This window comes from Collinsella sp. HCP28S3_E12 (assembly GCF_052065595.1).
Taxonomy (GTDB): Bacteria; Actinomycetota; Coriobacteriia; order Coriobacteriales; family Coriobacteriaceae; genus Collinsella.
Window position 1 is genome coordinate 1 of the sequence record NZ_JBQHTS010000015.1, and the last position, 15,849, is coordinate 15,849.

The 15,849-nt window shown below is 60.4% G+C and carries 11 protein-coding genes; 4 read left to right on the forward strand and 7 right to left on the reverse strand.

What is annotated here, in order from left to right; all coding sequences use genetic code 11:
* Positions 1–162: 162 nt before the first annotated feature.
* The 3 genes from ACTNBY_RS06810 to ACTNBY_RS06820 all read right to left on the reverse strand — a co-directional run bounded on the left by ACTNBY_RS06810 (position 163) and on the right by ACTNBY_RS06820 (position 3,592).
* Positions 163–699: a PTS sugar transporter subunit IIA gene (locus ACTNBY_RS06810; RefSeq protein WP_441015348.1), complete on the reverse strand. Its 537-nt coding sequence runs from the start codon at positions 697–699 to the stop codon at positions 163–165.
* 264 nt (positions 700–963) lie between these two features.
* The gene (locus tag ACTNBY_RS06815) at positions 964–2,412 is read right to left on the reverse strand and encodes a glycoside hydrolase family 1 protein (protein ID WP_441048944.1); all 1,449 of its coding nucleotides are present in this window, start codon (positions 2,410–2,412) and stop codon (positions 964–966) included.
* A 172-nt stretch (positions 2,413–2,584) separates the two neighbouring features.
* Positions 2,585–3,592: an AraC family transcriptional regulator gene (locus tag ACTNBY_RS06820; RefSeq protein WP_441063910.1), complete on the reverse strand. Its 1,008-nt coding sequence runs from the start codon at positions 3,590–3,592 to the stop codon at positions 2,585–2,587.
* A 116-nt stretch (positions 3,593–3,708) separates the two neighbouring features.
* Here ACTNBY_RS06820 and ACTNBY_RS06825 point away from each other — a divergent pair, with 116 nt between their 5' ends.
* The gene (locus ACTNBY_RS06825) at positions 3,709–6,279 is read left to right on the forward strand and encodes a glycosyl hydrolase (protein WP_441063911.1); all 2,571 of its coding nucleotides are present in this window, start codon (positions 3,709–3,711) and stop codon (positions 6,277–6,279) included.
* Positions 6,280–6,321: 42 nt separating this feature from the next.
* Entirely contained in the window at positions 6,322–7,176 is an 855-nt protein-coding gene (locus tag ACTNBY_RS06830) for a MurR/RpiR family transcriptional regulator (RefSeq protein WP_441063913.1), read from the forward strand.
* A gap of 235 nt (positions 7,177–7,411) precedes the next feature.
* On the opposite strand, the gene pyrE is transcribed toward ACTNBY_RS06830, so the two are convergent.
* The 4 genes from pyrE to ACTNBY_RS06850 form a co-directional block, all read right to left on the reverse strand.
* A complete protein-coding gene (gene pyrE, locus ACTNBY_RS06835; RefSeq protein WP_117848347.1) occupies positions 7,412–8,095 on the reverse strand; it encodes an orotate phosphoribosyltransferase in 684 nt (227 codons plus the stop codon).
* A gap of 112 nt (positions 8,096–8,207) precedes the next feature.
* Positions 8,208–8,942, reverse strand: coding sequence for an ROK family protein (locus ACTNBY_RS06840; RefSeq protein WP_441063914.1), 735 nt, complete (start codon positions 8,940–8,942; stop codon positions 8,208–8,210).
* Positions 8,943–9,109: 167 nt separating this feature from the next.
* Entirely contained in the window at positions 9,110–10,423 is a 1,314-nt protein-coding gene (locus tag ACTNBY_RS06845) for an apiosidase-like domain-containing protein (protein WP_441063915.1), read from the reverse strand.
* Positions 10,424–10,633: 210 nt separating this feature from the next.
* Positions 10,634–12,061 carry a PTS transporter subunit EIIC gene (locus ACTNBY_RS06850; RefSeq protein WP_441048950.1) on the reverse strand — a complete coding sequence of 476 codons (1,428 nt, stop codon included), beginning with the start codon at positions 12,059–12,061 and terminating at the stop codon, positions 10,634–10,636.
* 490 nt (positions 12,062–12,551) lie between these two features.
* Between ACTNBY_RS06850 and ACTNBY_RS06855 the strand changes: the two genes are divergently transcribed.
* Both ACTNBY_RS06855 and ACTNBY_RS06860 read left to right on the forward strand, forming a co-directional pair.
* A complete protein-coding gene (locus tag ACTNBY_RS06855) occupies positions 12,552–13,886 on the forward strand; it encodes a prolyl oligopeptidase family serine peptidase (RefSeq protein ID WP_441048951.1) in 1,335 nt (444 codons plus the stop codon).
* Between the two features lie 262 nt (positions 13,887–14,148).
* Positions 14,149–15,660, forward strand: coding sequence for a nucleoside hydrolase-like domain-containing protein (locus ACTNBY_RS06860; RefSeq protein WP_441048952.1), 1,512 nt, complete (start codon positions 14,149–14,151; stop codon positions 15,658–15,660).
* The last annotated feature ends 189 nt before the right edge of the window (positions 15,661–15,849 follow it).

Here is a 15,849-nt window from a genome sequence, read left to right on the forward strand (position 1 = left end):
TCGACTAAACGTGCAGCGTGCGCGGGCCCTCCCGACGGGAAACGAAAAAGCCCGGTTTAAAACCGGGCTCGAACAAACACGCCTATTGACAATGGCTTTCTCATATTAAAAAGGGTGGCCGGATAACCCGACCACCCTTGTGCATCTTCTGGATGCCGCAGACTACTTGCGGACGACCTTAACGATGGCGTCACCGGCGGCGACGGCAGACTCGGCCTCGACGGCGAGCTCGACATCGGCAAACTCGGCGGTGTTGGACACGGCCACGACGACGCAGTCCTTGTAACCGGCGGCAGCGATCTTGGCGCGGTCGATCTTGAGCAAGGGCTGGCCGGCCTTCACGACGTCGTCGGCCTTGACGAAGCCCTCGAAGCCGTCGCCATTCATGTTGACGGTATCGACGCCAACGTGCACCAGAACCTCGATGCCGCTATCGGACTGCAGGCCCACGGCGTGACCCATGGTGACGGTCACCTTGCCGTCGGAGGGAGCGTAGACCAGGTCGTCCTCGGGCCACACGGCGCAGCCCTTGCCCAAAACCTCGCCAGCAAAGACGGGATCGGGCACGTCGGCCATCTTGATGACCTTGCCCTTGACGGGCGAACACAGCACGTCGGCGCCGGCAGAAGCAGAAATGGAGGCCGGAGCAGCGGCAGCCACGGGCTCAGCCTTCTTCTTGAACATATCAAACAGACCCATACGTTTTCTCCTCTTGATTAAGCGCAACGTTATGCGCATACCTATGGTGATTATAGTGCCAAATGGCCAAAATGCTAAGGCAAGGGCCCGAATCACAAGCCCTTCCAAGCCCTTCCAAAACCTTTTCCCCAGTGGCACTCATATTGTCGATTAAGCCTCGATAAGCCCCGGGTGAACAAAAGCGTTCCAGATGCCGTCGTCATCGACGTCGGTGGTCACGTAGTCGGCGGCCGGTCCGGCGTTCGGCGGAACGCCGGGGCTCAATTATTCCAAGCCCTCGGTGCCGTTGGACTTGATGATCTTCTGGTATGCGAAGAAGCTGTCCTTGCGGCGGCGCTCGTAGGTACCGGTGCCGTCGTCGTACTTATCGACGTGAATGAAGCCGTAGCGCTTGCGCATCTCGCCAGTGCCGGCGGAAACCAGGTCGATGGGACCCCACCAGGTGTAGGCTATCAGGTCAACGCCATCGGCAATGGCCTCGCCCATGGCCTTGATGTGGCTCTGCAGGTAGGCGATGCGATACGGGTCATGGATGGAGCCGTCCTCCTCGACCTCGTCGTAGGCGCCCATGCCGTTCTCGACCACCATCAGCGGAATCTCGTAGCGGGCGTAAATCTCGTTGAGGGCGATGCGCAGGCCCAGCGGATCGATCTGCCAGCCCCAGTCGGTGGACTCCAGATAGGGATTCTTGCCGCCAAAGGTCATGTTGCCCTCGGTCATCTCGTGATCCTTGTGGGTGCCCACGGTGCCGGACATGTAGTAGCTAAAGGTGTAGAAATCAACCTTGCCGTCGGCGATATCCTGCAGGTCGCCGTCCTCCATCACGAGCTCGACATCGTTCTCGGCCCAGAAGCGCTTGGCATAGAACGGGTACTTGCCGCGCACCTGCACGTCGGAGCAGTACCAGTTCATGGTATTCATCTCCTGCTGCGTGGCGAACACGTCGGCCGGATCGCACGTGGCGGCGTAGGAAAGGATGAAGCAGTCCATGTTGCCCATCTTAAACTGCGGGTAATGCTCATGGGCATAGCGCACGACGCGGCCGCTGGCGACAAACTGGTGATGCAACGCCTGCATACGAGCCTGCGGCGTGGTGTGGACCGCCGACGCCGGACCCTCAAAGCCCTGAATCATGCTGGTCTCAAAGAGGTTGCCCATGTCCTGAGTACCGCAGTTGATCTCGTTGAAGGTGAGCCAGAACTTGACCTTGTCCTGATAGCGGTCGAAGACGGTCTGGCAGTACTTCTCAAAGAAGCCGATGAGCTCGCGGCTCGCCCAGCCGTTGTATTTCTCGACCAGGTGATAGGGCATCTCGTAGTGCGAGAGGGTCACGAGCGGCTCGATATTGTGGGCGCGCAGGCAGTCGAAGACGCGGTCGTAGAAGGCGAGGCCGGCCTCGTTGGGCTCAGCGTCGTCGCCGTTGGGAAAGATACGGCTCCAAGAGATGGACATGCGGAACATATTGAAGCCCATCTCGGCGAACAGCGCGATATCCTCCTCGTAGTGGTGGTAGAAATCGATACCGTCATGATTGGGGTAGAAGCGGTTGGGGTCGATATCGATCGTAATCTGACGCGGCTCCTTGTAGCTGCCGCCCAAGAAATGGTCGTCGACGGAAGGACCGCGGCCGTCCACGTTCCAAGCGCCCTCAAACTGGTTGGCAGCGGTGGCGCCGCCCCAATAGAATCCCTCGGGGAACTTGATGTTTGCCATGAGCATCTCCTTTGCATCGTGGGTCGATAAGCCGAGTATCGCCCACGCGCGGGACGGGCAGAAGCGGGCGCACCAAACCCGACACTTCTTTTCGCCCTTGCGCCCCGTCACCGCCCCGCCCCTGACACTTCCTGATACCTGCCAAAAAGGGACAGGTTTATTTTGGCAGGTTTTATCTGGGCAAACGCCGGCGGTAGACGGCCGGCGTGCAGCCATAGCGCTCGGCAAACTTTTTGTAGAAGAAGCTCATGTTGGCGTAGCCGGCCTCGCGCGCCGCGGTTTCGGCAGTGGCGCCGGCGTCGAGCAATGTTGCCGCGCGTTCCAGGCGGCTCTCCTGCACGAGCTGCATAAACGTGCGGCCCGTCTGCCGTTTGAGCAGCGCGCTTGCATAGTTGGGACTCAGATGCAGGTGGCGAGCTACGTCCTCGAGCGTACAATCGCAGGCATGGCGCTCGATGTAGCTCACGGCGGCCGCGACCTGCGCCGAAGGCAGCGTGGGCATGTCCGCCTGCAGCAGCGATGTCTCATAGCTTTGCATAAGTTCGACCAGCAGCAACTCAAACAGCCTCGACACGATCTGGGGACTCGCCGCCGTCGGCTCCAGAAGTTCGCACAGCATCTCCTGCATATATCGGCGCACGCGGCGGCTGTTGCCCGTGCGAAAATGCACATGACCGCGGTGGTCGGTTTCGTCATTGAGGGCATTAATGAGGAACTGCGAGACGGCGCTTGACGGCGACAGGCTCTGCTCTAGGCTGCGGTGCAACATCACCCGCGAGATGACGATGCTCAGCATAATGTCATGCTCGCCGAGCTCGCCTACGGCATGCGGACAGGCCGCGTCGAGCAAGAGCACCTCGTTTTGGGCAAGCGTGAGCCGTGCGCCGTTGACGACCTGCGGCGCATGCCCTCGATAGACATAGCTGATTTCGACATAATTGTGCACATGCTCCGGCACGGGGTTAAAGCGCGAGTTGCGCACGATTGACAGGCCCTCAGGCATGCCTTCTTGGTGCAGGGCTCGCGTCGGGTCACCGATTTTATGGATATGTTTTTCACCGATATTCTGCTGATGACCCGAGCTGAACGCATCGTTCCAGTCATAGCGGGTGCCTGCGCAGTAAGCGCGCTCGCTGTCGGTCAGCTTGAGCAAAAGATTGTCCAAACGCGCGATATCCATATCGCCACCATCATTGATTTGGTCATATTCTGCCGTGGTTTTGATATTAGCAGGAGTGTGCGCGCGACGTACTCTGACTTCAATCGATTTAAAAGGTTTGTTTTAGAGGAGTGGATATGGCGGCATACGACAACCATGTGCTTCCGTTCTTGTGGCTCAAGGGCGAGGCGCGCGAGACGATTACCGAATACTTAGAGCAGATTGCCGGGGCGGACATCCACGAGGTCTGCCTCGAATCGCGCACGCATCCCGAGTTTTGTCGCGACGGCTGGTGGTCCGACCTGCGTTTTATCATTGGCGAGTGCAAGCGCCTGGACTTGAAGATCTGGCTGCTCGATGATGCCCACTTTCCCACGGGCTACGCCAACGGCGCGCTTGCAGGCGAGGATGTAGACCCCGCGCTCAAAAAGACCGTGCTTAAGCATCACACGGTAACGGTCGTCGGTCCCCAGCCGTCCACGACCATTAAGCTCGGCAATCTTATGGATCCCACGGAGCACTTTGTGGGCACGGCGACTTTCGACGCAGCCGGTGCACCGCTCGACCTTGAGCTCGCCGTTGAACAGACCGAGGACGGCACTCCCGTCCGCCTGCGCTTTGACGCTCCTGCCGGCATCACCACCCTCGAGCTCTACGTCACCAGCCAAAAGACCGGCTTTCGCGATGAGTACATCAACATGGTCGACGCCGATTCGTGCCGTATGCTCATCAACGCCGTCTACGAACCCACGTTTGAACATCTGGGCGACGAGTTCGGCAAGACCATTCTGGGCTTCTTTACCGATGAACCGGGCTTTATGAACGAGAAGGGTGCGACCCTCGAAGACGCTTCCACCAGCAGCTTTATTGGACGCGGCGATATGGCACTGCCCTGGTCGGATGAGCTTGCCCGCCGCTTGCACGAGGAGTTGAGCGCGAGCTGGCTTGCCGAGCTCCGCGGCCTTTGGACGCGCGACCCCGCCGGCGCTCGGGTCCGCCACACTTACATGGACATCGCCACGCAACTCTACCGCGCGTGCTTTGACGAGCAGATTGGTGACTGGTGCCGCAAGCGCGGCGTCATGCACATCGGACATGTGATTGAGGACAAGAGTTGCCACACGCGCCTGGGCCAGGGCGCCGGACACTACTTCCGCGCGGTCGCCGGGCAGGATATGGCGGGCATCGACGTTGTCATCAACCAGCTTGCCCCCAGCGTCGACCACGGACGTTACAGCTACTTCCACGGCGCGTGGAACATGGAGTTCTTTACCTACGCGCTCGCCAAGTTGGGCTCTTCGGCCGCACGCCTCGACCCCAAAAAGCAGGGGCGCTGCATGGCCGAGGTCTTTGGCGCCTTCGGCTGGCACGAGGGCTTGCGCGAGATGAAATGGATCGCCGACCACATGCTCGTCCGCGGTATTAACTGGTTTACGCCGCACGCGTTTAGCATGGCGCCCTTCCCCGATTGGGACTGCCCGCCGCACTTTTACGCACACGGCAACAATCCGCAATGGCCGCACTTTGGCCAGCTCATGAGCTATATGAACCGTACGGCAACGCTGCTTTCAGGAGGCTATGCCATGCACCCCGTTGCCATCCTGTACCATGCCGATGCCGAATGGGCCGGCAACGCCATGCCTATCGAGCGCGTGGCGGCAGAGCTCACGCGCGCGCAGATCGACTTTGATTTTGTGCCCGCCGAGGCTTTTGAGGATGAGGACCGTTACGAGGTTTCGATTGCCGACGGATTACTTACCGTAAACGATTGTCGTTACCAGGCGTTTGTTATGCCAGGAGCTTCATTTATTGGCGCTACGACGGCGGAGGCAGTGAGACGCATGGCGGATGCAGGCGTTATGGTGCTTGCCGTCGACGAGGCGCCCGGCACATTCTACGATACCGATGGCGCGGTCGAGCTGGGAGGGCTCGTCGCAACGCCGCTGGCCGATGTCGCCCGCGCGCTTGCAAGCGCGGGACTGCAGACCGTTGTGCCTGACACACCGCAGCCTTGGCTACGCGCACTTCGCTACGAGCGGGTGGGCGAGACCTACGTTATGCTCGTCAACGAACACCCACGCGAGCGCGTCGACTGCACGGTTGCACTTGCGACAGGCGAGCGCCTTTGCGGCACGCGGCTCGACCTGCTAAACGGCGCCGGGCCCGTTGCGTTTGACGGTGCGTTGGAGCTCGCACCCTTCGAGAGCTGCATCGTTGTTTTGGAAACGAGCAGCGAGAATGCGCCTGGAGACGGCGCAATCGGCGCTGATACGTCGCTCCGCCTGCGCATCGAAGGCCCATGGACCGTCGCCCTCTCTCCTGCCGGCAGCAATGGCGCCTTTGGTGAATCACAAAAGCTCAAGCACCTGTGCGACCTTACAGCCGATCTGTTCACCGGCACCTGCGGTACCTACCGATATCATGCGTCGTTTGAGCTGGCCAACGATTGCGCCGACGCCACAATCGACCTGGGAGACGTCTACGAAACCGCGACGCTCACGCTCGATGGACGCCCGCTCGGCACACGCATCTGCCCGCCCTATCGTTTTGCCGCCGGCGCACTTTCCGCCGGTGCGCATGAGCTCATGATCGACGTCATCAACACGCTCGACCATGCGATCCCCGACATTTTCGCCCTCACCGAGCCCGTCGCCCCCAGCGGCATCCTCGGCCCCGTTACCCTTTGCGGGCAAAACCTGCCAAAATAAACCTGTCCCTTTTTGGCAGGTTTGGCGAGTGTGGGAGTTCGCATGGATATCAAACGCAAGATCACCGAGGCGCAGGGCCTCACCCCCACCGAGCAACAGCTCGGCATTGCAGCCCTTGCTATCGGTCAGGACATCCGCGGGCTTTCTATTAAGGAATTTGCCGCGCGCACCAACGTTTCGGTCGCGAGCGTGCATCGTTTTTGCAAAAAGCTCGGCCTCGAGGGCTTTAAGGATCTCAAGGTCGAGCTTATTCGCTTGGCAACCGAGGCGGGAAACCGCCGCGACGTGGACATCAACTTTCCCTTTGATGCCACCTCCACCCCCGCGCAGGTTATGGAGCGCATGGAGGGGCTCTACCAGACCACGCTGGCCGAAACGCAGGAGCTGCTCGACCCCACGCAGCTCGACCATGCCGCCAAGCTCATCGCGAACGCCCGACAGGTCGACATCTACACGGGCTCGCACAACCTCTATCCAGCGGGAATGTTCCGCGACCGCCTGCTCTCCGCCGGTAAAAGCGCGACGTGCCACAACGGTATCGAGGCCCAGGTGCGAACGGCGCTCGCCTCGGATCCCGACCATGCGGCAATCGTCATCTCCTACAGCGGCCTTGCCCCCAACCTCAAGGACATCTTGCCGATCCTCAGCAGTCGGCATGTCCCGGTCATCGTCATCGGCACGCCTTATTGCGCTCGCATTCATCCCGGCTTTGCCGCCTACCTTACGGTGAGTGACCACGAGAGCATGACGCATCGCATCACGCAGTTCGCCAGCCACATCGCCGTGCAATACGTACTCGATTCGCTCTACAGCAGCTACTTCGCCAAAGACTACGCCCATTGCTCCGAATTCCTGGAGCGTTCGTTCCCCTATACCCGCCTGCCCGGGCTTAAGTAGTCGTTTAAGAACGTCCCCAATGACTACTCTGGCAACGGCAGCAAGCGGGCCGCATTCGGAGCAAGACAACGCCGCAAGTAGAGGACGGACAGCGAGCGACGTCCAGGGCGAACAAGTTGGCGTGAAAAAGGCGAGGCATTGACCTTCTGGTCATGCCTCGCCTTTTGAATGACAAATTGTCGCCCTGGGCGGCGCGCAGCGTCGGCCGGTTACGGCGTTTGGTAAAACGCCGTAACTACTCCCGAGCTCCGTACTGCTCGTAGTAGGCGTCGATGGCGGTCTTAAGTTCGTCATCGATGACGACCTTGCCATCGATCTCGTGGTTGTAGAGGGTCTCGACGACCTCGGCCATGGAGACGATGCTCGCGACGGGGAAACCGTACTTTGCCTCGATCTCCTTCTGAGCGGTGGTCACGCCACCCTTGCCGACCTCCATGCGGTTGAGAGACACAATCAGGCCCTTGATTTCGACGTCGGCAGCAGCCTTAACCTTGGGATAGGTCTCGTCGATGGACTTGCCGCTGGTGGTAACGTCCTCGACCATGACCACGCGATCGCCGTCCTTGGGCTCATAACCCAGCAGGTTGCCCTTATCGGCACCGTGATCCTTGGCCTCCTTGCGGTCGCAGCAGTACTTGACCTCCTTGCCGTACAGCTCGTGGTAGGCAATTGCGGTCACGACGGCCAGCGGAATACCCTTGTAGGCCGGTCCAAACAGCACATCAAAGTCGTCGCCAAAGTTATCGTGGATGGCCTGGGCGTAATACTCGCCCAGCTTCTTGAGCTGATAGCCCGTCACGTAAGCGCCGGCGTTCATAAAAAACGGGGACTGACGGCCGCTCTTGAGCGTAAAGCTGCCGAACTTAAGAACGTCGGACTCAACCATAAACTTGATGAACTCTTGCTTGTAAGCCTCCATGCGGGCTCCTCTCGTAATCGCGTACGTGCCCTCCAGTTTAGCGCAGGCGAAGCGTCGATGCGGGTGCTTCACGCCGGCCTTTATCTTTTTCGACAGCCTCGTTTGGCGCGCGCTACACCAGGCGCATGGCTTCCTGGACAGCACCGTAAAGGTTGGCGTCGTTGCCGAGCTCGGCCGCCTTTATCTGCGGCACAGGAATGCCGGCAAGGGTCCCTTCGTAACTCGCGAGGGCCAGCGGCATCTGCGCACGCAGGGCATCGATGAGCTCGGGATGGCACGAGATGCCGCCTGCGATCACAAAGACCTCGGGGTCGAGCACGGCCTGCAGGTTGATGAGCTGTCCGTCAAATGAGCGAGCGTAGCGGTCGAGCGCGCGCTGCGCCGCCATGTCGCCATCCGCGATCCACTCAAAGACGCGGCGGCCGTCCACCGGAGAATCCGCAGGCAGGCCCTTCTCGGCAACGACGGTATCACGGAGCGCACGCCAACCGCCCGAACCCGCAAAGGAGTTTCCCATATTCGCGGCAGTCGTGACATCGTTGCGCAAGAAGCTGAACTCGCCTGCAAAGCAGTGCGCGCCGCGCAGGACCTTGCCGTCGATGACGATACCGCCGCCGATGCCCGTGCCGATAGCGAGCACCACGCCAAAACGTATCCCGCGCAGAGCGCCAGCCGCATACTCACCGAGTGCACAGCACTTACCGTCGTTATTGACGGCAACCGGCACCCCCAGTGCCTCGCGAATGAGCTTTCCCAGTGGGCAGCCGTCCATAAACGTGAGCGCACCGCCGCGATGGATCGTTCCTGTGACGTCCCCCTCGTAGATACCGCCGGGTGCGCTGACCACTCATTTAAGTACGTCCCCAATGAGTGCGACGGAATGACCACTCATTTAAGTACGTCCCCAATGAGTGCGACGGAATGGCTCCCTTGGCAGCTTAAAGCTGTCATGCAGGAACCATTCCGTCGCAGCCTCATGAAAGGGACTGGATTGTAAATGTTGGAGAAGAGCCGTTAGCGCCCGGGGGCCAGGATCACCAGTGCGTCGTGCTCAAAGGGATGCTGAGCCACGCGCACGGTGCCGTCACCGTTGTCGCGAACGGGCAGCTTGGCGATGCGCTTATCCTCCATGTCGAGAACCGTCGCCGTCCAGCCGCGCGTGCCGTCGAGCTTAAACTTGAGCGCCGTAGTGCGCGGCAGGTACGTGACGACGCGATCGCCAACGCGCGCCACACGAATGGCCTCGCGCGCGTCATCGAGCAGCTCCTGTGCCGGAACCACGGCAAGCGCGTCGTCGCCAGCCGTAGCGCCCAAGCCGGCAAGCACATGCTCGATCGCGCCAAAGTCCCAAACGCCCGTAAACTGCAGGCACTCCTGCCAGCGGAACGGCATGTCGAAGCCCTCGCCCAGCACCGAGCCCTGGCTCCTGCTGGTCTGCCAGTTCCAAACGCCGTGCGCACCATAGGTCACGCCAGCGCTCGCACCGGCAAGGATCGACGACCACACGCTCGCGCGGCAGTCCTGCGCGGTGAAGCGCCAGTACACGTTGCGTGACGCGCCCATCTGCTCGTAACAGGGCTCGGAGTTGACCATCGGCTTTTTGGGGTAGTTGGCGGTAAAGTCCTGCGGCAGGCGCCAGGCCTCGGGCTGGCCCTCGTAGTTGTGGCCGGGCTGGAACATGTAAAAGTCCAGACGGTCCAGGTACTGTGCCGGAATGGTACGGTTGCCGCGGTTGATATGCATGGTGCGCAACGCCTCGGGCGCGCGCTTGACGACTTCGTCGAGAGCATCCTCGTAGTAGGCGATCGCCTCGTCGCTGGTAAAGTCGGTATCGCCCGTCACCACGTAGACGGGGTCGAACTCGCCCAGGTTCTCGACGACGCGGGCAACGTGGGCACGGACTTCCTCGCGTGGCATAACCTCGGCACCGCAATGCCCAGCGATCTTGGCACCCCAGGTGCCGGGCACGTAGTTGCACCACATAAGCACGAGTGCCGGACGAATGCCGTGCTCGACGGCAGCGCGACACATGGCAGCGGCGCGATCCCAGTACGCTTGGTTGGGGCGGGACCAATCAAAATGCACGCCATCCTCGCTGGCATAGGGCCAAATGCCCAGATCGGGGCAGCAGCGATCCCACTGCGGCAGCGTGTTGATCTGCAGCACGTTCATGCCCTGCTCGGAGCGACGGGTCAGATAGTAGTCCCAATCGGCCTCGGTAATGCTCGTAAACGCGCTCCAGCACGTATCGGCAAACCAAAAGAACGGTTTGCCCTCGCACAAAAAGCCGTCCTGACGACCGTTGACGGCCAGCTTTCCCAAACTCATCTGCATGTCCTTTCGTTTGATAAAGGAGTTGCGAACCGGCAGATTCTTTCGCGGTAACCCCGCGCGAAAGCCCCTGGCGCTTAGCAAGCCCCGGCGAGCAGGCGCCACGCGCCCCCAATCAGTCTACCTTGTAAAAAGGGCCCCGCCGGGCTTGCGCCTGACGGGGCCCTGTCGTGTAGGTAAGGTCGTATGTGACCGAATGGTTTGGCCTTAGGCCTCCATCTCGGCGAGCTCCTCCTTGGAGAAGCCAGTGACAAAGACGACGGCAGCGGCGATGGCAAAGGAGATTGCCATACCGACGATAGCCCAGACGGTGTTCATCTGGCCACCCTGCAGGTAGTTGGTGAAGACCAGGAAGTTGGAGGCACCGCCGGCCAGGTAGTAAGTAACACCCATGAGGCCGGAGAACACGGCACCGATGGCACCGCCGATGAACATACCGAGCATGGTGCGGCGGAAGCGCATGAGGATACCGAAGAGTGCGGGCTCGGTGACGCCGCCGGCGATGGCGGAGATGACGTAGCCCAGAGCAAGACCCTTCTCGTCGGGGTTCTTCATCTTGAGGAAGGCACCGAAAGCGCAGCCCCAGACGGCGGCCATAGCGCAGTTGGTGGAAACGAAGACGAAGGGATCGTAGCCGGCGGCGATGATCTGAACCTGAGCGAGCAGGATGACGGGCATGTGCATGCCGCAGACCACGAAGAGCTGCCAGAAGGCGCCGAGGACGGCCATGACGATCAGGATGCCGATACCGCCAAGGTCGGCGAGACCAAAGAGGGCGTTGGCAATCAGCGTACCGAGCTCGTTGCCGATCGGGGCAAGGACGATGAAGGCGATGGGGATGGTGACGATCATGGTGCAGAACGGCGTGAAGACCGTGGACAGCACGTCGGGCATGACCTTCTTAAAGAACTTCTCAACAAAGTAGAGGACCGGCACCGAGAGGATAATCGGCAGGACGGACTGCTGGTAGTTGGCAGCGGTGATCTGGATGCCATAGACGGAGATGATTCCGCCACCCTCCTGAGTCGCGACACTCACGACGGACGGGGCCATGAGAGCGCCGCCGAGGAGCATGCCCAGAACCGGAGAGGCGCCGAGCTTCTTAGCAGCGGCATAGCCCAAGTAGATGGGGATAAAGGTAAACGTGGCCTCGTACAGGGTGGTGTAGAGGAACGTGTAGGTCGGATCGGTATCGGAGATAACGCCGAGCATGGTGGGACCAAGAACCGCAGCGATGGTGCGGAACAGACCGCCGGCCATGAGCAGCGGAATCAGCTGGGTCATGGAACCCGACAGGTAGTCGAGGATGATGTTGGGCAGGTTCTTGAGCTCGAACTTCTCCTTAGGAGCGTCGAGGTTCTCGTCGACCGCGGCACCCTGCTTGACGCCGGACATGGCGACGAACTCGGCGAGCACCTTGGGCACGTTCTGGCCGATGATGACCTGGAGCTGGCTGCCGGCGAACTGGCAGCCCAGAACACCCTTGACCTTCTTGATCTTCTCCACGTCGGCCTTGCTGTTATCCTTGAGCGTCAGACGCAGGCGCGTCATGCAGTTGGTGGCGACGGTGACGTTTTCCGCACCGCCCACGAGCTCGAGGACATCGGTGGCAATCTGCTTGTTATCTACTGCCATGGGACCCCTCCCCATATCGTCGTGTGCCTAATCGCTTGGGCGCAGGCACGCCTTTGGCCCGGTGACTATAACCCCTTACGGTTACCGAACCCTTGGATACGCTGTCGTAAACAATCTGTTTACTGAACGTTTACAGCGCTTAGTTTACACTCAGCATTGAATTTGTGGCAGTTTTGCCGTTTGCAGTCCGGTGAACGGTAGGAAATCGGGGGTGAACGTAATTGAATGCAGAGGCATTACATATAGTGCCATTTATTTATAAATGGTCTTTTACGTGGGATTTTATATAATCTGGCATCTCAATGCCTTGTTGACTCATCAACAAAAGCCCTGCTAGATAGTAGTAAACGAGTGTTTAGTAGTTCATTGAACGTTTGATGCTACCGTTTACCGAGTTCATCCGCTTATTCTCAAATTCTGCTTTACACTAAACATGTTTAGATTGTATTGCCGCGATTGTTTAGCACGCGCGGCACAAGGGAGGCAGCTCATGGAACTCAAATCGTGCACCTACGCAACCGTCAGCACCTTGGGCGACTTTGGCCCCTGGATCAGCAAGGTCGTTCTCGACCTACCCTGCACCGTGCGCGCCAACGATGTCGATGCGAACACTTTCCATATATATGTAGAGCGTCACGAGCGCACGGGCGAGGTCCTGATGCGCAAGGAGCACGGCGCCGACCATGCCACGCCCTCCGTGGGTTACATCGACGTTCTCGCCGCGTATCCGAGTGACGAGAACGGCCGCAAGCTCGCCGTGGGCACCCATGTGGCACTCGAGGTCGCCGAGCAGCGCCTGACCAAAAAGATCGAAGGCGGCGTCATGGGCTCGCGCATGCTCGATAACCAGCTTCACGTCACGCAGCTCGCGGCTCTTCCCGGCGACGACGGCGAACCCACCTGCGGCCTGGTCTTCGATACCTGTCGCGGCGACATCTGCCCCGCGCTCAAGGGCTGGAGCAATGCCGTGCAAAAGACCGCCGTCAATGGCATCGCGCTCGAGTACGGCTTCTTTGAGCCCAGCTTTAAAGCCGAGGACTCGGCCTGCTTCAATCCCTTCGCGCCCGAGGCCACGGTCGTGCCCCAAAAGGCCCCGCTCGTGGTGTACCTACACGGCGCTGGCGAAGGCAGGGGTGCCACGCAGGGCGAAGGCGCCACGCGCGCCTATATCGGCAACCGTGTGACAGCCATTAGCCAGGCGCAAATCCAGCGCTACTTTGGCGGCTTTGCCTGGGTGCTCGTGCCGCAGTCTCCCACGTTTTGGATGGATAACGGCGTCGAGCAGCTCGGCCGCTCCAACCAGAGCATCTACTCCCCCGTACTCAAGGCGCTCATCGACGAGTTTGTCGCCGAGCATGCCGAGCGCATCGACACCGACCGCATCGTGGTCGCCGGCCTTTCCAACGGCGGCTTTATGACCCTGCGTCTGTGCGCCGACTACCCCGATTTCTTCGCCGCCGGCCTTCCCTGCTGTGCCCCGTGGTACAACGCCACGGACGAGGACGTAGCCGCGCTCGCCAAGACGCCGCTGTGGTTTACGCACTCCAAGGGCGACGAGCTCGTGTCGCCGCAGCAGACCGTGCTGCCGCTCACGGCACGCCTGCGTGACGCCGGAGCCAACGTGCACCTTACCTACTTTAGCCATGTCGAGGACCTGACCGGTCGCTATCGCGAGGCCGATGGCTCGCCCAAGAAGACGTTCAACCACGGCGTGTGGATCCACCAATTCAACGACCTGTGTTATCAAGACTTCGACGGGGGCAGCGTGCTCATCGACGGCGAGCCGGTGGGCTGCTGGGAGTGGTCGGCCAGGGTCAATAGGTAATCCGTCCCGGCGCGGGGACCGGATGTTAGTTTTGCAAACGTCCTCGGGCATGCATGGGGCGGCGCTTTGCGCTTCGCGCTGCGCCTTCCCATGCCCCCTGCGGAATGTTTGCAAAACTAACACCCGGCCCCCGCTGCGTTGCCATTGTCGTTGGCCCTGGCCGGCCGCTTCCGGCAGCACGCCGGGTCGGCGGCGATGGGGACCGGGTCCCGTCTTGCCTTGCGCGTAACTGGCTGAATTGATTTTGATTGGAGCTGTTCCTATGTCCCAAGAGTTAACTCGGGTGATTGTTACTACCGATATGGAAGTCGACGATATGAACTCGCTCGTTCATTTGGCTCTGTATCTTAATGTGCTTGATGTTCAGGCTGTGGTGTACACGGCTTCGCAGTATCACTTTCTTGGGGATGGGGTTCATACGCTGGGCGAGGTGAATTCGCATTGGCGGACCAAAGGGCGTCGCTCTTATGAGTGGGATGTTGTGCCTCATGAGCCCGATCCGCTGGCCGGCGAGCTTCGTGAGTATCGTCCGTTTCCCGAGCATTGGATTGAGAGTCTCTGGAGTAATGAATATGCCCAGGCTTGGCCGCAGTTGCAGGCGAATGCGGGCGCTGCCGGTGAGCCGCCGTTTCCCACGCCCGCCCAGATGATCGAGCGCACCTTTGTGGGAAATGTTGCCTTTGAGGGTGATGTGACTGAGGAAACTGAGGGATCTCGTGTAATTGCGCAGGCAATCTTGGATGATGATCCGCGTACGTTATGGCTGCTCAGCTGGGGTGGCATGAACACCATCGTTCGCGCCCTCATGAGTATTGCCGAGCGTTATCGCGCCACGCCCGAATGGCCTGCCGTGCAGCAGCGGGTCTATCAGAAGGTGCGCGTGATGGGCGTTGCCGATGGCGTGGGGCAGGACAACTCATGGCTCGACCATGGACGCGAGCTCTTTCCCGAGCTCATCTTTTGGTGTGTGCCCTATATGTATGGCGGCTATGTCGATGCCAAGATGGCTCAACCCGATACGTTGCCGCTGTTTAAGGCACCTTGGCCTGAGCAGAATCTCACGCAGGGTAACGGCCCCCTCATGGCACGCTACATGCTCTATGGCGACGGCAAGGTCTACGAAAATGAGCCCGAGCGCTTTCAGTTTGGCAAGCATGCCCGTCTGGATTGGGGTCTAGAAGGCATGCCCGCGATGCAGTTTGAGCGCGGCGACTTTATGGCCGAAGGCGACAGCATGACCTATATTCCGCTGCTGCCGTTTGGCCTGCGCGGCATCGACGACCGCGGCTTCGACACACTGCTCGGCCGCATGTTTCTTGATGGACATCCCGATACGGACGCACCCGCCGGTTTTGCCGCCATCGGCACGCCCGTAGACGGCAACCCCAATCCCTACCTGCGCGCCTATCAGGAAGACTTTGCCGCCCGCGCGCAATGGTGCGCCCATGATCCGGCAGCTTGTTCGCATCCGACACATGTTGTCGAGGTCACGGCCGACCGCAGCGCTACAGCCGGCGAGCACGTCACCCTTGCAGCGACCGTCGTCGACCCCGACGGCAAGGGCTTTGATGCACATTGGGATGTCGCCGTGGACCCGTCGAGCTATGCAGGCACGCAGGATCTTTCGCTGTGGCAGGAATGCACGGTGAGCACCGCTTTTATCGTGCCCGCCGACGCGCAGCCCGGCGACCGCTTCGTGCTCACCCTTACCGTGCAGACGCGCGCCGAGCGCCCCTGCAGCCGCTACGCCCAGGTTGCCGTGACCGTGGCATAGCAGGGACGGCGCCCACATTCGGCAGCCGCCACATTCGGCATGGACTGTCCCCAGCTGCCACTCATTTAAGTACGTCCCCAATGAGTGGCCGAAAATGGGCCATGTGTCCCAGTTGTGGAGACTCGTTGAGCCGTCTGGGTATCGTGAAAGATCGAGCGCTCACCCATCATCAAAAGTGACACACGCTAC